General features: G+C 72.9%; 18 protein-coding genes. 8 read left to right on the top strand and 10 right to left on the bottom strand.

Translation table 11 applies throughout. The features are described 5' to 3' along the window. Positions 1–76: 76 nt before the first annotated feature. On the bottom strand, positions 77–451 hold the full coding sequence (locus ACIRQ9_RS12325) for an STAS domain-containing protein (protein WP_404170528.1): 375 nt from the start codon (positions 449–451) through the stop codon (positions 77–79). 393 nt (positions 452–844) lie between these two features. On the opposite strand from ACIRQ9_RS12325, the gene ACIRQ9_RS12320 reads away from it, so the two are divergent. Then, the gene (locus ACIRQ9_RS12320) at positions 845–1,423 is read left to right on the top strand and encodes a sigma-70 family RNA polymerase sigma factor (protein WP_404170525.1); all 579 of its coding nucleotides are present in this window, start codon (positions 845–847) and stop codon (positions 1,421–1,423) included. Continuing rightward, a complete protein-coding gene (locus tag ACIRQ9_RS12315; RefSeq protein ID WP_404170916.1) occupies positions 1,405–2,700 on the top strand; it encodes a maleylpyruvate isomerase N-terminal domain-containing protein in 1,296 nt (431 codons plus the stop codon). Before ACIRQ9_RS12320 ends, ACIRQ9_RS12315 begins: the two co-directional genes overlap by 19 nt. 73 nt (positions 2,701–2,773) lie before the next feature. Here ACIRQ9_RS12315 and purU read toward each other — a convergent pair whose 3' ends face one another. Further along, on the bottom strand, positions 2,774–3,658 hold the full coding sequence (gene purU / locus ACIRQ9_RS12310; protein WP_404170522.1) for a formyltetrahydrofolate deformylase: 885 nt from the start codon (positions 3,656–3,658) through the stop codon (positions 2,774–2,776). A 56-nt stretch (positions 3,659–3,714) separates the two neighbouring features. Beyond that, positions 3,715–4,215: a hypothetical protein gene (locus ACIRQ9_RS12305; protein ID WP_404170519.1), complete on the bottom strand. Its 501-nt coding sequence runs from the start codon at positions 4,213–4,215 to the stop codon at positions 3,715–3,717. A 117-nt stretch (positions 4,216–4,332) separates the two neighbouring features. Here ACIRQ9_RS12305 and ACIRQ9_RS12300 point away from each other — a divergent pair, with 117 nt between their 5' ends. Continuing rightward, the gene (locus tag ACIRQ9_RS12300) at positions 4,333–5,637 is read left to right on the top strand and encodes an ABC transporter substrate-binding protein (protein ID WP_404170516.1); all 1,305 of its coding nucleotides are present in this window, start codon (positions 4,333–4,335) and stop codon (positions 5,635–5,637) included. Positions 5,638–5,683: 46 nt separating this feature from the next. Here ACIRQ9_RS12300 and ACIRQ9_RS12295 read toward each other — a convergent pair whose 3' ends face one another. Next, entirely contained in the window at positions 5,684–7,252 is a 1,569-nt protein-coding gene (locus tag ACIRQ9_RS12295) for a hypothetical protein (RefSeq protein ID WP_404170514.1), read from the bottom strand. 201 nt (positions 7,253–7,453) lie between these two features. Further along, positions 7,454–8,839, bottom strand: coding sequence for a transcriptional regulator (locus ACIRQ9_RS12290; protein WP_404170511.1), 1,386 nt, complete (start codon positions 8,837–8,839; stop codon positions 7,454–7,456). Between the two features lie 283 nt (positions 8,840–9,122). On the opposite strand from ACIRQ9_RS12290, the gene ACIRQ9_RS12285 reads away from it, so the two are divergent. The 3 genes from ACIRQ9_RS12285 (at position 9,123) to ACIRQ9_RS12275 (ending at position 12,276) form a co-directional block, all read left to right on the top strand. Further along, positions 9,123–9,776, top strand: coding sequence for a bifunctional DNA primase/polymerase (locus ACIRQ9_RS12285; RefSeq protein WP_404170913.1), 654 nt, complete (start codon positions 9,123–9,125; stop codon positions 9,774–9,776). Between the two features lie 137 nt (positions 9,777–9,913). After that, positions 9,914–10,687: an ABC transporter ATP-binding protein gene (locus ACIRQ9_RS12280; RefSeq protein ID WP_404170508.1), complete on the top strand. Its 774-nt coding sequence runs from the start codon at positions 9,914–9,916 to the stop codon at positions 10,685–10,687. Then, a complete protein-coding gene (locus ACIRQ9_RS12275) occupies positions 10,684–12,276 on the top strand; it encodes a transporter (protein ID WP_404170505.1) in 1,593 nt (530 codons plus the stop codon). Before ACIRQ9_RS12280 ends, ACIRQ9_RS12275 begins: the two co-directional genes overlap by 4 nt. 57 nt (positions 12,277–12,333) lie before the next feature. Here ACIRQ9_RS12275 and ACIRQ9_RS12270 read toward each other — a convergent pair whose 3' ends face one another. Together ACIRQ9_RS12270 and ACIRQ9_RS12265 are read right to left on the bottom strand one after the other, a co-directional pair. Then, positions 12,334–13,224: an alpha/beta fold hydrolase gene (locus ACIRQ9_RS12270; protein WP_404170502.1), complete on the bottom strand. Its 891-nt coding sequence runs from the start codon at positions 13,222–13,224 to the stop codon at positions 12,334–12,336. 548 nt (positions 13,225–13,772) lie between these two features. After that, positions 13,773–14,465 (bottom strand): metal-dependent transcriptional regulator, encoded by a 693-nt coding sequence (locus ACIRQ9_RS12265; protein WP_351321325.1) that lies wholly within the window; start codon positions 14,463–14,465, stop codon positions 13,773–13,775. A 223-nt stretch (positions 14,466–14,688) separates the two neighbouring features. Here ACIRQ9_RS12265 and ACIRQ9_RS12260 point away from each other — a divergent pair, with 223 nt between their 5' ends. Next, positions 14,689–15,444, top strand: a complete 756-nt coding sequence (locus tag ACIRQ9_RS12260; protein ID WP_404170499.1) for an SIS domain-containing protein — start codon at positions 14,689–14,691, stop codon at positions 15,442–15,444. Positions 15,445–15,466: 22 nt separating this feature from the next. Here the strand turns inward: ACIRQ9_RS12260 and ACIRQ9_RS12255 are convergent, their stop codons facing one another. From ACIRQ9_RS12255 to pdxH, 3 genes are all read right to left on the bottom strand, one after another. Next, the gene (locus ACIRQ9_RS12255; protein ID WP_404170496.1) at positions 15,467–16,882 is read right to left on the bottom strand and encodes a PAS domain-containing protein; all 1,416 of its coding nucleotides are present in this window, start codon (positions 16,880–16,882) and stop codon (positions 15,467–15,469) included. A gap of 128 nt (positions 16,883–17,010) precedes the next feature. Then, on the bottom strand, positions 17,011–17,361 hold the full coding sequence (locus ACIRQ9_RS12250; protein ID WP_404170910.1) for a GNAT family N-acetyltransferase: 351 nt from the start codon (positions 17,359–17,361) through the stop codon (positions 17,011–17,013). 515 nt (positions 17,362–17,876) lie between these two features. Continuing rightward, positions 17,877–18,578, bottom strand: a complete 702-nt coding sequence (pdxH, locus tag ACIRQ9_RS12245) for a pyridoxamine 5'-phosphate oxidase (protein ID WP_404170493.1) — start codon at positions 18,576–18,578, stop codon at positions 17,877–17,879. Between the two features lie 112 nt (positions 18,579–18,690). On the opposite strand from pdxH, the gene ACIRQ9_RS12240 reads away from it, so the two are divergent. Next, on the top strand, positions 18,691–19,791 hold the full coding sequence (locus ACIRQ9_RS12240; protein ID WP_404170490.1) for a citrate synthase 2: 1,101 nt from the start codon (positions 18,691–18,693) through the stop codon (positions 19,789–19,791). The last annotated feature ends 11 nt before the right edge of the window (positions 19,792–19,802 follow it).

Raw genomic sequence — 19,802 nt, 5'->3', positions numbered from 1 at the left:
GGCGGCACGGCGAGGGCCGTCGGCTATGGAGGCACGGCTGAGCCCGCTCCCCGGCCGTGGGCGTCCGCGCGGCCCGCTACGCCGAGAGCGGGTCCTCCTCCTCGCTGACCGCGCTGTCCATGTCGGGATACACGTCGAACAGCCGTCTCACGCCGAGGGCGCCGAGGACGCGGTTGACGTGAGAACCGTCACTCGCGCCCTGGGCGGGCAGGATCAGTCGCAGCCGGCCCTGGCAGGAGCGGATCAGACGGCGGGTGGCGATGAGGACGCCGACCCCGCTGGAGTCGCAGAAGAAGACGTCGGAGAGGTCGAGGACCACGCTGTGGCAGCCCTCGGCGACCGCGTCGTGCACCCGTTGGCGCAGCACCGGCGAGGTCACCAGGTCCAGTTCGCCCGACACTCCGAGCACGGCCCACTCGCCCTGTTCGACATCGGTCACCTTGAAAGTCACGGCTCAGCCCTCCGCTTGCCGGATCTCGGGAACCGCCCGGAAACGGAGCCAGTTCCTTCGCTTCTTTTCGCGCGGCTGCCCAGCGGCCGTTCCCCGAAACCCCCGATGACAAACGAGCGATGATCAGCAAGGGTCTTGTTTCGGTCACCATTGATCCTGTTCGATCAGAAGCAGAAGGTTCGCCCCGACCTGACTGTGGCACCGCCGGTGCGTCCGCGGGGGCGCACCGGGCGGCGCACACGGAAGCGCACCGGGGAAGACGGCGGGTCTCTACCACTCACGGGCCCTCAGGGGGCGCGCATTGCCATAAAGGGGCGTGCGTCGTCCGACGTGCCGACTACATTCGAGGAGACGGTGGAGACAGGCTGGACGCAGACACGGGGAGGGGGCCGCATGGCGAAGAAGGACGTTCCGCCCCGCTGGGACCGCACGATGCAGCAGCGACTGGCCCGCGGCGAGGCGGCCGCCCTCGGCGAGCTCTACGACCGCTTCGCCTCGCTCGTGCACGGCCTCGCCCACCGCGTCCTCGGGGACGAACGGGCCGCCGACTCCATGACCCGCGAGGTCTTCGCCCACGTCTGGGAGCATCCGGACGCCTACGACCCCCGGCAGGGCCCGCTGCGCTCCTGGGTCGCCGCGCTGACCCACCGGCTCGCCGTACAGCGCCTCCGGGCCACCGAGACCGCCGCGCTCACCCCGGGCGACACCGGCGCGCAGGCCACCGCGGAGCTGGAGCGCAAGGTGCGCCGTGCCTCCGTCGCCGCCCGCGCCGACTACATCGTGCACTCCATGCCGACCCCGCTGCGGGCCGCCCTGGACCTCGCGTACGTCCAGCGCCGCGACTACCGCCAGACCGCGGTGGACCTCGGCGTCACCGAGGACGAGGCCCGCCGCCGGCTGCGCCTCGGCCTGCTCCTGCTCTCCACCGCGCACGACGCCGGGAGACCGCCCGGATACGGAGGTGCGGTGTGACCGGCGCCGACCCGTTCGACGCACACACCGGCTCCGGCGACGGAGCCGGCGCCGCGCCCCGCGACCCCGTCGGCGGGACGGGCGGTCCGCCGGCCGTCCCGCTGCCCAGGGCCTCCGTCGAGGACGGCGGCCGTCCGCTGCCCGCACCCGACGGCCTGCCGCCTGAGCCGCTGGAGCTGCCGCACGACGTCCTGAAGTCGCTGCTGGGCGCCTGGGCGCTCGCGGCCTGCTCGACGGCGGAGGCCCTCGCCGTCGAGGTCCACCTCGGCGACTGCGGGGCCTGCGCGGACGAGGCACGGCGGCTGCGCGAGGCGGTCGGCCTGCTGCACCAGCCGGAGAGCCTCGACCTCGACCCCGGTCTGCGCACCCGCGTCCTGGAGGCCTGCCTCGACCGCCGGCCGCCGCGCATCCCGATCCCCGCCTGGGCGACGCCCTACGACGCCGAGACCGCGCGCCTGGACGCTCTGCTCCAGGACATCGGCGACGCGGAGTGGCACGCGCCGGTACGGCTGCGCTGGTTCGACGGCGCCGCGCCGACCAGCCGCCGGACGACGGTCGCCGGGGTCATCGCGCACCTGCTGTCCGTCGACGGTCTGGTGGCGGCCGCGCTCGGCCTGGACGACCCCCTGGGCGCGGCGACCGGACAGGGCCCCGCGGCCCGCACGGAGACCTTCTGGCAGGCCTCGCACCTCCCGCCGACCCGCGCGGTGCGGGGGCCCTGGCGCGAGCAGAGCCACCGGCTCGTGCAGACCGTCTCCTTCACCGGCGGCGGCGCCGGGCGCCTCGGGGTGTCCTACGGCGACTTCGCGCTGCCGCTGCACGACGCGATGCTGGACCGCGCCTTCGAGTGCTGGGTGCACGCGGAGGACATCGCGGTGGCCGTGGACTACCCCTACGAGCCGCCGGCCCCGCGGTATCTGCACCGGATGATCGACCTCGCGGCGCGGATGCTTCCCACCGCGCTGGCGGCGCGCCGGCAGGCGGGGCTCGCGACGCCCGGTCCGACCCCGCACCTGGTGTCCGCCGGGCGCCCCGGGCGCAGCCTGCGGCTGGAGATCGAGGGCAACGGCGGGGGTGAGTGGCTGATCCCGCTGGACTCGCCGGCGGCGGTGGGGTCGGAGGAGTTCGAGGTGGCGCACGTGGCGCTGGACGACGTGGAGTTCTGCCGGCTGGCGGCAGGCCACGTTCCTCCGGAGGATGCGGCGGCGGGCCAGCTGGGAGACCGGGCGGCGATCAGAGACGTCCTCTTCGCGACGGCAAGCCTGAGCCGGATGTAACCAGCCGGTTCGCCGAAGGGGCGGGGTGGTGCGCTGTCAGGGCGACTGCGGCCCGCCGGTGACCGTTCGGGTGTCAGGCGAAGACGACCGTTCGGCGGCCGTTGAGGAGGATGCGGCGTTCCGCGTGCCACTTCACCGCCCGCGCCAGCGCCTGGCACTCCACGTCCCGCCCGACCGCCACCAGCTGGTCCGGGGTGACACCGTGCCCCACCCGCTCGACCTCCTGCTCGATGATCGGCCCCTCGTCCAGGTCCGCCGTGACGTAGTGCGCCGTCGCCCCGATCAGCTTGACGCCCCGCGCATGCGCCTGGTGGTACGGCTTCGCGCCCTTGAAGCTCGGCAGGAACGAGTGGTGGATGTTGATGATCCGCCCGCTGAGCTGCTTGCACAGCTCGTCCGAGAGGACCTGCATGTACCGCGCCAGCACCACCAGCTCGACGTTCTCCTCGCGGACCAGCTCCAGGAGTTGGGCCTCCGCGTCGGCCTTCGTCTCCTTCGTCACCGGGATGTGGCGGAAGGGGACGTGGTACGACTCCACCAGCTCGGCGAAGTCGGTGTGGTTGGAGACCACCGCCGCGATCTCCACCGGCAGCGCACCGGTCCGCGCGCGGAAGAGCAGGTCGTTCAGGCAGTGCCCGAACTTGCTGACCATCAGGACGACGCGCATCGGCTGGTCGGCCCCGTTGATCTGCCAGTCCATGTGGAAGGAGTCACCCACCGCCGCGAAGCTGGCCCGCAGCTTGTCGACCGTCACCGGCGCGTCGGCCGAGAAGTGCACGCGCATGAAGAACAGACCCGTGTCGTGGTCCCCGAACTGCTGACTGTCCTCGATGTTGCAGCCGGTCATGAACAGGTAGCTCGACACGGCGTGCACGATCCCCTGCTTGTCCGGGCAGGAGAGGGTGAGGACGTACTGGTCGGCCAGCGTGGCCTGGGCTCGGGTGGGCTGATCCGTCATGCGCCCCAGAATCTCATGCCGGGCCGTCCCGCACCGTCCGCGTCCGTGTGACGGACTCAGGCCGCCCGCGTCATGATCCGCAGTACCTCCAGGGTGCGCGGCGGGACGTCCGGGTCGTCGCCGTCGCTCGCCGCCAGGCGCATGTGCGCGTCCCGGGCCGCACGGACCGCGTCCGGCCACCCCTGGTGGTCGAGGTACGCCGAGACCGGCGCGTCCGGGCCGACCTGGTGCATGATCCGCAGGACCCGCAGCACGGCGGTGTCGACGAGCGCCGCCTCCTGCGAGTCGCGGAATATCGTCCCGACGTATTTCTCCGCGGACCAGTTGTCCAGCCAGGTGTCCTCGACCAGCCGGTAGACCGCGTCGGTCACGTCGCCGTACCCGTCCTGCCCGGCCAGCCAGACGTTCCGCTGGAACTCCTGGTCGGAGAGCATGTGCAGCGCGGAGCGCACATTGCTGCGCCAGCGCCACCACGGCATGTCGTTGAGTGGCATGCCGCCCATGGTGGAGGAGCGACGGCCGCGACGGGAAGAGTTCTCCGAACCTTGCACGGTCATCGATCGTACGTTCCTCGTCACACGCCCGTCACAGGCCCCCGCAATTCACCTGTGCGTCACCTTTGGTTGACCATGGGTCACTCGCGGGTTATTCATGTGGGGGAATCGTGCGTGTCCATGACCGGCAGGCGTCCCACCCTCAGCACCATCCTCCCCGCCACCCAGCGGCGCGTCAGAGCCACCGCGGTGTCCGCGGTGGCCATGACCGCCTGTGCGTCCCTCGCCGCCGGATGCGGGGCCGTCCCAGGATTCTCGGCCGCCGGGGGCGACGAGATCAAGGTGATGACCTGGGCGCCGCAGAAGACCAGTGCCACCAACAAGCCCGGCATGCCCGCCATGGCGTCGGCCATCGTCCGCTGGGTCAACTCCCAGGGCGGTGTGAACGGCCGCAAGCTGAAGCTGGTGACCTGCAACGACCACAACAGCAGCGTGGGCGCCGCGAACTGCGCCCAGCGGGCGGCCGACCAGGACGTCGTCGCCGTCGTCGGCTCCTACAGCCAGTTCGGCGCTTCCTACTTCGCGCCGCTGGAAGGGGCCGCCATTCCCTACATAGGCGGCTACGGCGCGTCGAACGAGGAGTTCACCAGTCCCGTCTCCTACCCGGTCAACGGCGGTCAGCTCACGCTGCTGGCCGGCCTCGGCGAGGCGCTGGCCGGCTCCTGCGGGCCGGTCACCCTGGTCCGCCCGGACAGCATCGCCGGTGACCAGCTGCCCCAGCTGCTCGACTCGGGCCTGCAGGCCCGCGGCCACGCCAAGTCGGTCGACCAGCTCGCCGCCGAAGACCTCACCGAGTACGACAAGCAGTCCCAGCAGGCCCTGGAACACGCCACCTCGGACCCGCAGCGGACCGGCTGCGTGGTGCCCGAGCTCGGCGACCGCACGGCCACCTTCATGGACAACTTCCAGCGCGCCCGCCAGGACTACCCGAAGGTGAAGACGGCCGCCGAGGTCGGCAGCGTCGACCAGACGGTGATCAACTCCACGGGCGGCGCCTCCGGCCCGTACGAGGGGTCGTACATCACCGGCTGGTACCCGGCGGCCTCGGACAAGCGCTGGGACGAGATGAAGAAGGTCATCAGCAAGGAGGCCTTCGGCGACAACCGGATCGACCCGGCGGACGCCGGCGTGCAGACGACCTGGATCGCCTACCAGGTGCTGCTCGCCGCCCTGAAGAAGATCGGCGCGAGCGACGTCACCTCCGACAGCGTGCGCCGCACCCTCAACGACGGCCTCAGGGTCTCCACCGGCGACCTCACCCCGTCGCTGTCCTGGCCCTACCAGGGCAAGCTGGCCGCGGCCGGCTTCTCCCGGCTGGTCAACACCGACGTGAACGTCCAGACGGTCAAGGGCGGCCTGCTCCGGTCGGCGAACAAGAAGGCGCTCGACATGACCGACATCCTGCAGAACGCGGACCTCACCTGACCGGCCGGCCGGCGCACCGCCGGCCGGCCCTCAGCGGGGTCCGGTCTCACAGCTGGGTCGGCTGCCGCTGGGTCAGGCCGTACTTGCCCGCGATCGAGTTCCACAGCGCGGCCGCCTTCACCTTCTCGGAGCTGGCGGTCCCGCTCTCCCGGTTGCCGGCCGCGGTCTGGCCGGTGCCGCGGGCCTGGCCCTTGCGGCAGCCGTGGTGGCCCTTGGCCTGGTCGGCCCAGGCCGCGTAGTGGTTGTCGGCGTTCGCGGAGGCCTGCCACGCCTTGGTGAGGGCGGCGGTCAGCTCGGCGTTGTTCGGCAGCTTGTCGACGGACAGCTTCGACAGGCGGGTGATCAGCCCGGTCCGCTGCGTGGCGGCGTTGCGCAGGTCCGAGGCGGAGCCGTCCAGGTTCTTGCACTGCTTCACGTCGGCGACGGCGCTGATCACCGTGGCCCGGCTGCTGCCGCTGTCGGCGAGCAGCTTGTCCAGGGCCGCGGCCTGCGCCTTGCCCGGGTCGGCGGCGCCCGACGAGGACCCGCCGGTGGCGGGCGCGGTCGCGGCGACGGTCTTGTTCGCGTCGCCGGAGCCGCCGTCGCCGCCACCGCTGAAGAGCGCACCGGCGCCGATGCCGAGGACGGCGATGCCGATCCCGACGGCGGCGACCAGCGGCACTTTCGACCTGCCGCCGCCCCGGCCGCCGTCGTCACCGTCGTGGCCGTGGTCGTACGACGACGGGGGCGGGGTGTACGCGGGCGGCTGCTGCTGGTAGCCCTGCGGCTGCTGGAAGCGCGGCAGCTGGGCCGTGGACCCGGCCGGCTGCTCGGCGCCCGGACCGCTGCGGAAGAGGTTGTCGAACTCGGCGGGCGGCTGCCGGTCCCCGCCCTGCTCGGCACCGGCCTGGTAGGGCGGGATGTACTGCGTGGCATCGGCGTCGGAGTGCGCGTGCTGCGGGCCCGGGTAGCCGCCCTGCTCGTGTGCCGCCTCCGGCGGCAGCGCACCGGGGCCGACCGGCGGTATCAGCTGGGTGGCCCCTTCCGGACCGGCGGCCACCGGCGGTATGTACTGCGTGGCCCCCTCGTCCGCCGGCGCGGCGGGCACCGGCGGTATGTACTGGGTCGCGCCGTCGTCGGCGGTGGGCAGTCCACCGGGGTACCCGCCGTGCTGCGGGGCGGCGGGCGGCAGCGGGGCGCCGTAGGACTGCTGGGGCTGCGCGCCGTAGCCGTAGCCCTGCTCGTAGCCGCCGTCGTACGACGGGCCTGCCACGCCCTCCGGCGGGAGCGCGCCCGCGCCGGAGCCGTACGGGTCGGCGTGCGGCTGCGCCGCGTGCGACGGGGCCGCGTGCGACTGGGCGCTCCAGGCGGGCGGCAGTTCGGGGGCCGGCTCCTGGGGGTGCCACTCCTGGCCGGCCGCCTGCGGCCAGCTCTGCTCGGCCTGCGGTTGGCCGGGACCCCACGACTGCCCCCAGGCCTGGCCCTCGGAGGGCGCGGTGGTCGGCGCCTGGGCGGGCGCGGCCGGCCGCGTCGGGGGCGCGGGAACACCCGTCATGCCCGGCAGCAGCGGCTCGCCACCGTCGGAGGGCAGCACGATGCCTTCGCGCGCGGGCTCGCCCTGTCCACTCTGCGTCACCGGGACTCCTACTAATGGGGGACCTTGTGAATCGTCGGCTCACGCTACCGGGTCCCCAGAACCCGCTGCCACGCACCTGGTGGCGCAACCTCCTGCCCTGTGACCGCAGTAACAGAACCGCCCCGCGGTGCGCTGTATATGCCGTCACGTGCACGGCACGGTGTGGTTTCCCACACGTTCACGCGGCCGCGGGGCAGGAATTCACGCGGCCGCCTGCAGATCCAGCCGGGCGCCGAACTCCCTGACGACCGGTTCGTCCCGGAACGGCTCCAGGCGCTGCTGGAAGTCCTCCAGGTACTCGGCGCCCCGGTTGGAGCGGACCGTCTCCAGGAGTTCCACCGCCTTCAGGCCGGTGGCGCAGGCCTGTTCGATCTCGCGCTGCTGCACCTGCGCCGTGGCGAGGAGCACATAGCCGATCGCACGCCGCCGCGCCCGCGACGGCGGATGCCCGGCCAGCGACTGCTCCGCGCTGCGCGCCGCCGCGTCGGCCTGCCCCAGGTCCCGGTGGCAGTGCGCCAGCTCGTCGGCGAGGTAGGCCTCGTCGAAGTGCGCGATCCACGCCGGGTCGTCCCCCGAGGACGGGTCGGCCGCCTCCATCGCCGACACCGCGCGCCCCGAGGCCAGCTGCGCCGACCGCGCGTCGCCGAGCAGCGCGTGCCCGCGGGCCTCGGCCGCGTGGAACATGGCCTCCGCACGCGGCGTGACGCGCCCCCGCGCCCCTTCCTGCGCTGCCCTCGCCAACTGGGCGATCTCGCGCGGGTTCCCGAGCTGCGCGGCGAGGTGACTCATGGAGGCGGCCAGCACGTAGCCGCCGTAGCCGCGGTCGCCGGCGGCCTGCGCGAGGCGCAGCGACTGGATGTAGTACCGCTGCGCCAGGCCGGGTTGCCCGGTGTCGACGGCCATGTACCCGGCGAGTTCGGTGAGGCGGGCGACGGCCGCGAACAACTCCCTTCCCACGGACTCCCGGTAGGACCCGGCGAGCAGTCCGGAGACCACGCTGTTGAGGTAGTGCACGACGACCGGGCGCACGTGTCCGCTGCCGTACTGGTGGTCGAGGTCGGTGAGCGCCTGGGTCATCGCCTTGACGGCCGCGACGTCCGAGGGCCCGACCCGGGGTCCGGCCTGCCGCGCGACCTGCGCGTCGGGCGCCGAGATCAGCCAGTCCCGGCTGGGCTCGACCAGCGCGGACGCGGCGACCGAGGAGCCGGACAGGAAGTCCCGGCGGCCCACGTCGCTGCGCCACAGTTCGCAGACCTGCTCGATGGCCCCCAGCACCGTCGGCGAGAACTGGAGGCCGACGCCGGACGCGAGGTTCTTGCCGTTGGCCATCCCGATCTCGTCGATCGTGACCGTGCGGCCCAGCTTGCGGCCCAGCGCCTCGGCGATGATCGCGGGCGCGCGGCCCCGCGGCTGCTGTCCGCGCAGCCAGCGGGCCACGGACGTCTTGTCGTACCGGAGGTCGAGACCGTGCTCGGCGCCGCACATGTTGACGCGGCGGGCCAGCCCGGCGTTCGAGCACCCCGCCTCCTGGATGAGCGCCTGCAACCGTTCGTTCGGCTGCCGCGCGACAAGCGGCCTTGCGGCCATGGCGTACCCCCTGCGAACTCCCTGTAGGGAAAAGATCCGGCCTTGACGATCACTGCCCAGCGGACATACCGAAAATGCGGGACATGCGAGGATTGCCGGGTAAACGCGACGGAATTGCGGGGACGCCCGTCGCCAACCCCCCAGGTGTCAGTACCCGCTCACGCCCTGGTTCCTCCTGCGCGCCCCCGCACATGCATCCATGCGCCCCAGGTGCGGAATCGATGCTCCTCCCCCGCGCGCGCTACGCCCGTAACTCCAGGTGGGTGCGGGAGTTGTGATGAACGTGGAAGAGACGATCGTCGGCACCGAAGCCGCTCAGATTCCGAAGCAGCGCGGGGAATCGCTGCTGGAGACCGCCGTACGCTACGCCGAGGAGCGCCACTGGGACGTCTTTCCCGGCACCTGGCTGGAAGCGGTCGAGGGGGTGCAGCGCTGTTCCTGCGGGGAGGTCGCGTGCGCGACCCCCGGCGCGCACGCGGCGCGTCCGGACTGGGTGTCGCAGGCCACCGGGAGCGCGACGGTGGCGCGCCGGATGTGGCAGAAGCAGCCGACGGCGTCGATCCTGCTGCCGACGGGCCGGACCTTCGACGCCCTCGACGTCCCGGAGACGGCCGGGTTCCTGGCGCTGGCGCGGATGGAGCGGATGGAGCGGACCCTCGGCCCGGTGACGCTCACTCCGGCCCGCAGGATGCAGTTCTTCGTGCTGCCGGGCGGCGCGGCGAAGATGCCCGACCTGGTGCGGAAGCTGGGCTGGTCGCCGGCGTCGCTGGACCTGGTGGCGCTGGGCGAGGGCGCGTACGTGCCGGCGCCGCCGACCCGGCTGGGTCCCGGGGGCGCGGTGCAGTGGGCCTGCCGGCCGACGCCGGCGAACCGGTGGCTGCCGGACGCGGAGGAGCTGGTCTCGGCGCTGGCGTACGCCTGCGGGCGGGACCGGTAGCACGCCCGCCGGACCCCGGTCGCCCACCGCGCCGGCGGCCGGGGGTGCCGGGTGGCAGGTCGCGCCCGCGCGGCGGCGACCGCACGCCGAGACGGCCCGACGCCGCGAAACCCCGCCGTCCCCTTAGGGTTTCACCCATGACCGAAGCGGTGCGCGTTCGTGGGCTCTGGAAGCGGTTCGGGCAGCAGGTGGCGGTCGGCGGGATCGATCTGTCGCTCCCCGCCGGGAAGTTCGTCGGGCTGGTCGGGCCCAACGGAGCCGGGAAGACCACCACCCTCTCCATGGTGACCGGGCTGCTCCGGCCGGACCAGGGGAGCGTCGAGGTGGTGGGCCACGACGTGTGGCGGGACCCGGTGGCGGTGAAGGCCAGGATCGGCGTCCTGCCCGAAGGACTGCGCCTCTTCGAACGGCTCTCCGGGCGCGAACTGCTCGGCTACAGCGGCCGACTGCGCGGGCTGCCCGGCGCCGAGGTCGACAAGCGGGCCACCCAGCTCCTGGACGTGCTGGACCTCGCCGGCTCCCAGCACAAGCTCGTCGTCGACTGCTCGACCGGCATGCGCAAGAAGATCGGACTCGCGGCGGCTCTCCTCCACAACCCCGAAGTCCTCTTCCTGGACGAGCCGTTCGAGGGTGTCGACCCGGTGTCCGCGCAGACGATCCGGGGCGTCCTGGAGCGGTACACCGCCTCCGGCGCGACCGTCGTCTTCTCCTCGCACGTCATGGAACTCGTCGAGTCGCTGTGCGACTGGGTGGCCGTGATGGCGGCCGGACGGATCCGCGCGACGGGCACCCTGGAGGACGTGCGCGGGGCGCACGGCACCCTGCAGACCGCCTTCCTCGAACTGGTCGGCGCGCGGGGCCGGGACGCCGGTTCCGACCTGGACTGGCTGGGCGGCGGTGCGGCCCGATGACGGACGTGACCGCCACCGTCGTACGGCTGAAGCTGTCCCTGCTGCGCAACGGGCTGCGGCAGTCCGGTGGCCGGCGGGCCGCGTTCGTCGTGTCGGCCGTGCTCGCGCTGCTGTTCGGGGCCGCGCAGCTGCTGGTCCTGATCATGCTGCGCGGGCATGCGCACGCCGACGCGGTCGCCGTACCGGCGGCGGTCGTCCTGGCGCTGGGCTGGGCGTTCATGCCGCTGTTCTTCCCGAGCGGGGACGAGACCCTGGACCCGACCCGCCTGGTGATGCTCCCGCTGCGGCCCCGGCCCCTGGCACGGGCCCTGCTGGCCGCCTCCCTGGTCGGTGTCGGCCCGCTGTTCTCGCTGCTGCTGCTGACGGGCTGCGCGGTGGCCGTGGCGCACGGCGCGGCGGGGTACGGCGTCGCGGTCCTCGCGGTGGCCCTCGCGCTGCTGGTCTGCGTGGCCCTCGCCCGGACCGTGGCCGCCGCGAACGTCCGGCTGCTCAGCAGCCGCAAGGGCCGTGACCTGGCGGTGCTGAGCGGACTGGTCATCGCGGTCGGGGCGCAGCTGGTCAACTTCGCCGCCCGCAGCCTCGGTTCGGCCGGGCTCGGGGAACTGGCCCCGGTGGCCGACGTGCTGCGCTGGCTGCCGCCGGCGTCCGCGATCGGCGCGGTGCACGCGGCGAGCACGGGCTCGTACGGCACGGCCGCCGCGCAACTGGGCCTCACCGTGCTCGCGTTGGCGCTGCTGGTCGGCGCCTGGGCCCGGACCCTGACCCGGCTGATGACCGCGCCGGACGGTTCGACGCTCCAGGCACCCGACCCGGCCGGCCGCGCCCGCGCCTCCGACGGCGCGGGGCTCGGGCGGCTGCTGCCCGCCGGCCGCACCGGGACGGTCATGACGCGCAGCCTGCGCTACGTGTGGCGCGACCCCAAGACCAAGGCCGCGTGGGTGACGTCCCTGGCCATCGGCCTGATCGTGCCCGTCTTCAACGCCCTCCAGGGCACCGGGTCGATCTACTTCGCGTGCTTCGCCGCCGGCATGCTCGGCATCCAGATGTACAACCAGTTCGGGCAGGACACCTCCGCCTTCTGGATGGTCGCGCTCACCATCTCCTCGCCACGGGACGCCTACGTCGAACTGCGCGGGCGGGCACTGGCGCTGCTGGTGATCACCCTGCCGTACGCGACCCTGGTGACCGTCCTGACCACGGCCATGCTGGGTGACTGGCCCCGGCTGCCGGAGGTGCTCGGGCTGTCCTTCGCCCTGCTCGGCGCGATGCTGGCGACCGGCGCCTGGACCTCGGCCCGCTTCCCCTACTCGATCCCCCAGGACAGCCACAAGAACGTCGCCGCCGGTCAGGCCGGCCTGGCCTGGATCGCCATCTTCGGCGGCATGGTCTCGGCGGCCCTGCTGTGCGCCCCCGTGATCGCCCTGACCATCACGCTGAACGTGAGCGCGGGCGGCGGGGAGTGGACCTGGCTGCTGCTGCCGGTGGGGGCGGCCTACGGGGCGGCCATCACCTGGTCGGGCCTGCGCGCGGCGGCACCGCGCGCGGCGGCGAACCTGCCGGAGATCCTGTCGGCGGTGAGCAGGGGGTGAGCGGGGCGCGCCGCGCCTCATGACCGGCGGCGGGACGGCGTCCCGCCGCGGTACGGCTCACTCCGTCACGCGTTCGAGGAATGGTTCCACGGCCGCCCGCCAGGCCTCCGGCCGGTCGTACGGCAGCAGGTGCCCCGCCTCGGCCACCTCGGCGTACTCCCCCTGGGAGAGCACCCGCACCATCTCCTGCGCCTCCGCCCGGCCCAGCTCGCCGTCCACGCCGCGCACGACCAGCGCGGGGCACGGCACCTGGGCCAGTTCCTCCCAGTGCGCGTCGTACACCCAGGTCTCGCGGGACTTCAGCATCTGGTCGGGGTCGAAGACGGGCCGCCAGCCGTCGGCGCGCTCGTGCATCACCTCGGCGTAGAACTCCCCGCGCGCCGGGTTGGGCCGCTCCACCCAGGGGTCGTCCTCGCCGAACCACTTGCGTACGTCGGAGAGCGTGGCGAAGGGAAGGGGCCAGGACCTGAACCAGTCGGCCCACTCGCGCTGCGAGGCCGCGCCCAGCGCGGAGGCCCGCATGTCGCAGATGACCAGGCCCCGGACCAGATCGGGGCGCTTCGCGGCGAGCTGCCAGGCGGTCAGCGCGCCCATGGCGTGGCCGATGAGCACGGCCGGGCCGAGGCCCAGCTGCTCGATGGCGGCCGCGGCGTCCTCGACGTACGCCTCCCGGGTGTACGCAGCCTGCGGAGGCTTGCCGCTCTGGCCGTGGCCGCGCTGGTCGAGCGCGACGGCGCGGTGCCGGTCGGAGAGCCAGCGGGCGGTGGAGGCCCAGTGCGAGGCGCGGCCCATCAGGCCGTGCAGTAACAGCACGCCGGGGAACGCGCGGTCCGGCGCGGAACGGTCCCCGTGCGGCCGCGCCGAGTCCTCCGACTTGGGCGGGTCCGCGAACTCCCAGGCGGCGAGGTGTACGCCGCCGGCTCCTGTCACGTCGATGCGTCGTGCCATGAGCCTGGCACCCCCCTAGCTCCGCGTGCCTGATGTCGCCTCGTGTCGCTTCGGTACCGCTGCAGACTATCGAATATCTATTCGAACATCGGGGTTCTCGCGGGCAACACCCCTCGTTCGAGTGACCCCTCCCCAGGCATGATCGGCGCCACCAGGGGGATTTGTTCTGCGGGGGGCGGACCGCTCGGGGAAGACGGTCCGAGGGGATGACCCTGAGAGCTCGGGGCTCCGGGTCAGCTCTGGGGAGGACAGGCCCCGGCACCTGAGGGTGCCGGGGCCGGGCCCCGCTCTTTGTGCACGCCTCCGGCACATCTTCCCCGCCCCCTCAGGTCGTATGCCTCTCGCGACAGCCTCGCACGCGAATCGTCCGAGCGCTGCGATTCGGAGCACTGAATCTCGGAACCGACGCGTTCGACAGGCCTCTCGGGAACGTCGAGGGAGGACGCCAACTCCCCTATGAGCAGGGGAAGTTGAGGAACAGCCGGATGCCGTCGGCCGTCGGCGCACAGGCGCCGGACGGCCGGCTTCCGGTGGACGGCGACGGCCGCTCAGCGCTTGGCGACGAACACGTGCGAGGCGACGTCGGCCTCCAGCTCGGCCGCCTCGCCGCCGCTGCCCACCAGCACCCCGCCTGCCGCCTCCGTCACGCTCACCACCGAACCGGGCTGCACACCCGCCCGCCGCAGCGTGTACATCAGCTGCGCGTCGGTCTGGATGGGCTCACCGATCCGGCGTACGACCACGGTCTTGCCGTCCGCACCCGGATCCAGGTCGGCCAGGGACACCATGCCCTCGTCCAGGAACGGATCCGCGCCGTCCTTCTCGCCCAGCTCCTCAAGACCCGGGATCGGATTGCCGTACGGCGACTCGGTCGGATGGCGCAGCAGCTCCAGCACCCGCCGCTCCACCGCCTCGCTCATCACGTGCTCCCAGCGGCACGCCTCGGCGTGCACCTGCTCCCACTCCAGGCCGATCACGTCGACCAGCAGGCACTCGGCGAGCCGGTGCTTGCGCATCACGCGCGTCGCCAGCCGCCTGCCCTCGTCGGTCAGCTCCAGATGGCGGTCGCTGGCGACGGACACCAGGCCGTCCCGCTCCATCCGCGCCACCGTCTGGCTCACCGTCGGCCCGCTCTGGTCGAGCCGCTCCGCGATGCGGGCGCGCATGGGGACCACGCCTTCCTCTTCGAGTTCGAGGATGGTGCGGAGATACATCTCCGTGGTGTCGATCAGTCCGGACATACGTGCCCCTCGATTACCTCTGCCGGAAGCCCGGCCGCCTGCGTGCGCTGGCCCTGACACCAATTCTGCCGGATCCCACTGACAAGCGGGGGACGCGGGGAAAACAGGGGCCCGGCACACCGGCCCGCGGCCGCCGCTCCCCGGCCGTATTGACACCGAGATGGTCCAGACCGGAGGGTGATCCGCGACACACACCACTCGGCGTCGAGCAAAGGGGCACCGCATGAGCGACGGCACACCCGCCGACCTGTTCTTCGACGCCGCGATCGGCCTCCTGCAACGCGTCCGCGAGGAGGAGGCCGAGACCATCACCGCCGCCGGCGTCCTCCTCGCCGACACCGTCGCCTCCGGCGGCCGGCTGTTCGCCTTCGGCGCCGGGCACTCCTCCCTCGCCGCCCAGGACCTCGTCTACCGCGCGGGCGGCCTCGCCCTCATGAACCTGCTGGCCGCGCCCGGCCTCGTCGGCGTCGACGTGATGCCCGCGACCCTCGGTTCCCGCCTGGAACGCGTCGACGGACTCGCCACCGCCGTCCTCGACACCTCGCCGCTGCGGGCCGGCGACGCCCTGGTGATCATCTCCCTGTCCGGCCGCAACGCGCTGCCCGTCGAGATGGCCGTCAGCGCCCGCACCCGCGGCGCCAAGGTCATCGGCGTGACCTCCGTGGCCTACGCCGCCGAGACCGCCTCCCGGCACTCCTCCGGCACGTACCTCAAGGACCACTGCGACGTCGTCCTCGACTCGAAGATCGCCATCGGGGACGCCGAACTCACCCTCGACACCATCCCCGCCCCCTTCGCCCCCGCCTCCACGGTCGTCACCAGCGCCCTGCTCCAGGCGGTGCTGGCCACCACGGCGGCCACCCTGGCCGACCGCGGCATCGAACCCCCGCTGCTGCGCTCCGGGAACGTCGACGGCGGCCACGAATGGAACGCCCGCCTCTTCCAGGAGTACGGCGACCGGATCTTCTACCAGCACTGACGCGACCCGGCACCGGACACCGCTACTGCTGCCGCTCCCGCACCAGGTGGGCCAGGTCAAGCGCCGTCGCGATCCGCACCGCCACGTCCTCCGCGTACGTGGCGTCCACGCGCTCGAAGCGGCTGCGCCCCGGCCCGCGCAGGAACGTCAGCACGCCCAGCGTCCGCCCCCGGCTGCGCAGCACCGCGCACAGCGCGTGCACCGCGTCCCCCGGCCACTGCCGCTCCAGCGCCCACTCCCGCGCGCTGTCCGCCGGCACGTTCCCGGCGTCCGCCCGCACGCTCCCGGCGCGCGCCACGCACTGCAACGCCGGATGACCGTCGTCGTAGCGCACCGGCAGCCCGGCCGCACCGGTCAGCAGGCTCGGGCCCGGCGCCCCGGACGGCGTGGCCGCGATCCGCACCAGCCGTACCGGACCCACCTCCCCGTCCGCCCGCGAACCGCCCACCACCCGGTCGACCACGGCGTGATCGGCGAACCCGGCCAGCGCGAAGTCCAGATGCAGGGTGGCCGCCTCCACCGGGTCCTCGCACTCGGAGGCCGCGCGGCCCGCACGGTGCAGCTGGTTCGCGCGGAAGCGCAGCATCGCCGCCTCCTGCTCGGCCTGCTTGGCCTCCGTGACGTCCTGGAACAGCCAGCCGACCCCGAGCGGCACCGGCTCCTCCGCGAGCGGCGACGCCAGCCGCAGGAACCCCGACCGCCAGCAGCGCCGCTGCTCGCCCTCCTCCGTGCGCACGCTCACCCACATCTCGGCCGGCGCGGGCGGCGCGCCCTCGGCCAGGACGTGCGTCAGCGCGCCCTCCAGCTCCTCCACGCCCTGCGCCAGCAACTCCCCGAGCGGGCGCCCCAGCGCGGAGGTGCGCCCGGTCCCGAGCGCCCGCGCGGCGAACGCGTTGACCACGGCGGGCCGCAGGTCCGCGTCCACGAGGACGACACCCCAGGCCGCGTCCTCGAACAGCGCCTCGCTCAGCGCGATGGACCGCTCCAGGTCGATCTGGGTGTGCACCTCGCTGAACGCGCAGTACACGCCCGCGGGCTTGCCGTCCGGGCCGCGCACGGCCGCGGACTGGGTCCGCACCAGCACCCGGCCGCCGTCCTTGGTGAGCAGCGCGAACTCGTGCACCTGACGTCCCGGGGCGTGCATGGCCGACAGCAGCCGCCCCTCGACCTCGTCGGCGTCCGCCTCGCGCACCGCCCACCCGGCGAACCCGTGCCGGCCCACCGCCTCGGCGGCCGTCCACCCGAGGATCCGCTCGGCCTCGCGGTTCCAGTGGGTGACGAAGCCGTCCGCGTCGAACGCGCACAGGGCCGCGTCCATGCCGTCCAGGAGCGCGGCGAGCAGATCCGATCCGCCCGAGTCCTCCGGACCGTCCCGCTCCGGCTCGGGCTCGCCGGGCCCCAGCTCGTCGGTGGTCCCACTACGCCGGGAAGCACTCACCTGGACCCCCATCAGGCTGCGTCCGCACGCACGGCGCGTCGGTTCCTCGCTGCCCTTCATTCAACTCGAACGTGATGCAGCCCACACCGTGTTCCCGCAAGATTGAAGGAATCGTTGCGCGCGGACGCTCACAGCCCCAGCCGAAGATCGACCCACTCATCGTTCCCTCCGTCGAGCACATACCGCTCCACCTCGACGAACCCGTGCCGCCCGGCGAACCGCAGCCCGTCCTCGTTGACCGCCAGCACACACGTCCCGACGGCCTCGGCACCCTGCTCGCGCGCGTGCGCCAGCCCACGCTCGTACAACGCCTTGCCGAACCCCCGCCGCCGAAACCCCGGCAGCACGCGCGCGATCACCGTCACCGCGCCGTCGACCGCCGGCCGCACGGTCGAACACCCCACGAGCACGTCGCCGAGATACGCGTTCTCCAGCCGATAGCCGCGCTCCAGCCGCTCCCGCGCCTCGGCGGCCGACATCGCGGCGGGCGGCACGACGACGTTGTGCACGTACCGCCACCCCTCCAGCCCGCTCCCGCCCACACCGACACCGACGACCCTCAGCCGCTCCCCGCCCACGCCTTCCCCCGCTCTTCCCGCCGTCCGCTCGGGCGGGAAACGCTAGCCAGTTCTCCGTCACCGCCTCAACGCATAAAAAACAGCACTTCGGATACGGCTACGGCACTCGACCTGAACTCACTCCGCCGGCATCTCCAAAAACAGTTGAGCCCTTCCGAACGGCTTCGTAGAGTTGCTGATACTTCAGAGAGGAGGTGGTTCGGTAGATGTATGCATATCGGACGGAAGAGGTGGCTGCGGGCTGACGGCTCGCCACCACACGATGTGCGGTGCCGGACCGGCGTGCACGAGATGTACGCAGCCGGCCAATCCAACGCAGTCACCCGACCCGCGAGCTCGCCGGTACGTCCGGCCGGCTTCTCCGTCGTCAGGCGGAGAGACCCGAGCTCGCGGGTCGTCTGCGTTCCCTGGGCAGGTCAGGGGCTGAGACGTTCCACGCGCCAGGTGCCGTCGGGGGCGGCGACGTAGCGGAGGCGGTCGTGGAGGCGGTTGTGGCGGCCCTGCCAGAACTCGATGGTGCGGGGTTCGACCCGGAAGCCGCCCCAGTGCGGGGGGACCGGGACCTGTTCGCCCTCGGGATAGCGGGCCCGCAGCTCGGCGTAGGCGGTGTCGAGTTCGGTGCGGGAGCGGATGACCGAGGACTGGGCGCTGGCCCAGGCGCCGAGCTGGGAGCCGTGCGGGCGGGTGCGGAAGTAGGCGGTGGTCTCGTCGCGGCCGGTGCGGCGGGCGGTGCCGGTGACGACGACCTGGCGGGCCAGGGCGTGCCAGGGGAAGAGCAGGGAGACGTGCGGGTTCGCGGCGATGTCCCGGGCCTTGCGGGAGTCGTAGTTGGTGTAGAAGACGAAGCCCTTCGCGTCGAACTGCTTCATCAGGACCGTGCGTGAGCTGGGGCGGCCCTCGGCGTCGGCGGTGGAGACGACCATCGCGTTGGGCTCGTGGATCACGCCGTCGTCGGCCGCCCGCGCGGCCTGTTCGAACCAGTGCGTGAACTGGTCCATCGGGTGGACGGGCAGGTCGTTCTCGTCGAGGCCCTCGGCCCGGTAGTGCTGGCGCATCGCAGCGGGGTCACGGTCGGTCACGCGGTCATCCTGCCGTACGGGCCCAGGGGTTCGGGTCATAGGGTGCGCCAACCCCCATGGTGGCACTGAGTGCCGCTGGGCTCCCCAATTCTGGCACTCGGGGTTATGGTGCAGATGCCTCCGCCGTACACCTCTATCGAGGAGCCGCCCCATGTCCGACTTCGTACCCGGGCTCGAAGGAGTCGTCGCGTTCGAGACGGAGATCGCCGAACCGGACAAGGAGGGAGGCGCCCTGCGGTACCGGGGCGTCGACATCGAGGACCTGGTCGGGCACGTCTCGTTCGGGAACGTCTGGGGGCTGCTGGTCGACGGTGCCTTCAATCCCGGTCTGCCGCCCGCCGAGCCGTTCCCGATCCCGGTCCATTCGGGTGACATCCGGGTGGACGTGCAGTCCGCGCTCGCCATGCTCGCCCCCGTGTGGGGGCTGAAGCCGCTTCTCGACATCGACGCGGAGCAGGCCCGGGACGACCTGGCGCGGGCCGCGGTCATGGCGCTGTCGTACGTCGCCCAGTCCGCGCGCGGGCAGGGGCTGGCGATGGTGCCGCAGCGGGAGATCGACAAGGCGAACTCGGTGGTCGAGCGGTTCATGATCCGGTGGCGCGGGGAGCCGGACCCGAGGCACGTGGCGGCGGTGGACGCCTACTGGACGTCGGCCGCCGAGCACGGGATGAACGCGTCGACCTTCACCGCGCGGGTCATCGCCTCCACGGGCGCGGACGTCGCCGCCGCGCTGTCGGGCGCGGTGGGTGCCATGTCGGGGCCGCTGCACGGCGGTGCGCCGTCCCGGGTGCTCGGGATGATCGAGGAGATCGAGCGGACCGGGGACGCGACGGCGTACGTCAAGGGCGCGTTGGACCGGGGCGAGCGGCTGATGGGGTTCGGGCACCGGGTGTACCGGGCGGAGGATCCCCGGGCGCGGGTGCTGCGGCGGACGGCGCGGGAGCTGGGGGCGCCGCGGTTCGAGATCGCGGAGGCGCTGGAGAAGGCGGCGCTGGAGGAGCTCCACAACCGGCGGCCGGACCGGGTGCTCGCCACCAACGTGGAGTTCTGGGCGGCGATCATGCTGGACTTCGCCGAGGTGCCGGCGCACATGTTCACGTCGATGTTCACGTGCGCGCGCACCGCCGGATGGTCGGCGCACATCCTCGAACAGAAGCGGACGGGCCGGCTGGTGCGGCCGTCGGCGCATTACGTGGGGCCGGGGTCCAGGAAGGTGGCGGACATCGAGGGGTTCGCGGACATCGCCCACTAGGGCGCCCCGGG

It is taken from the genome of Streptomyces sp. NPDC101237 (genome assembly GCF_044767465.1).
GTDB classification, from domain to species: Bacteria; Actinomycetota; Actinomycetes; order Streptomycetales; family Streptomycetaceae; genus Streptomyces; species Streptomyces gramineus.
This window is presented reverse-complemented; position numbering and strand designations above follow the sequence as displayed.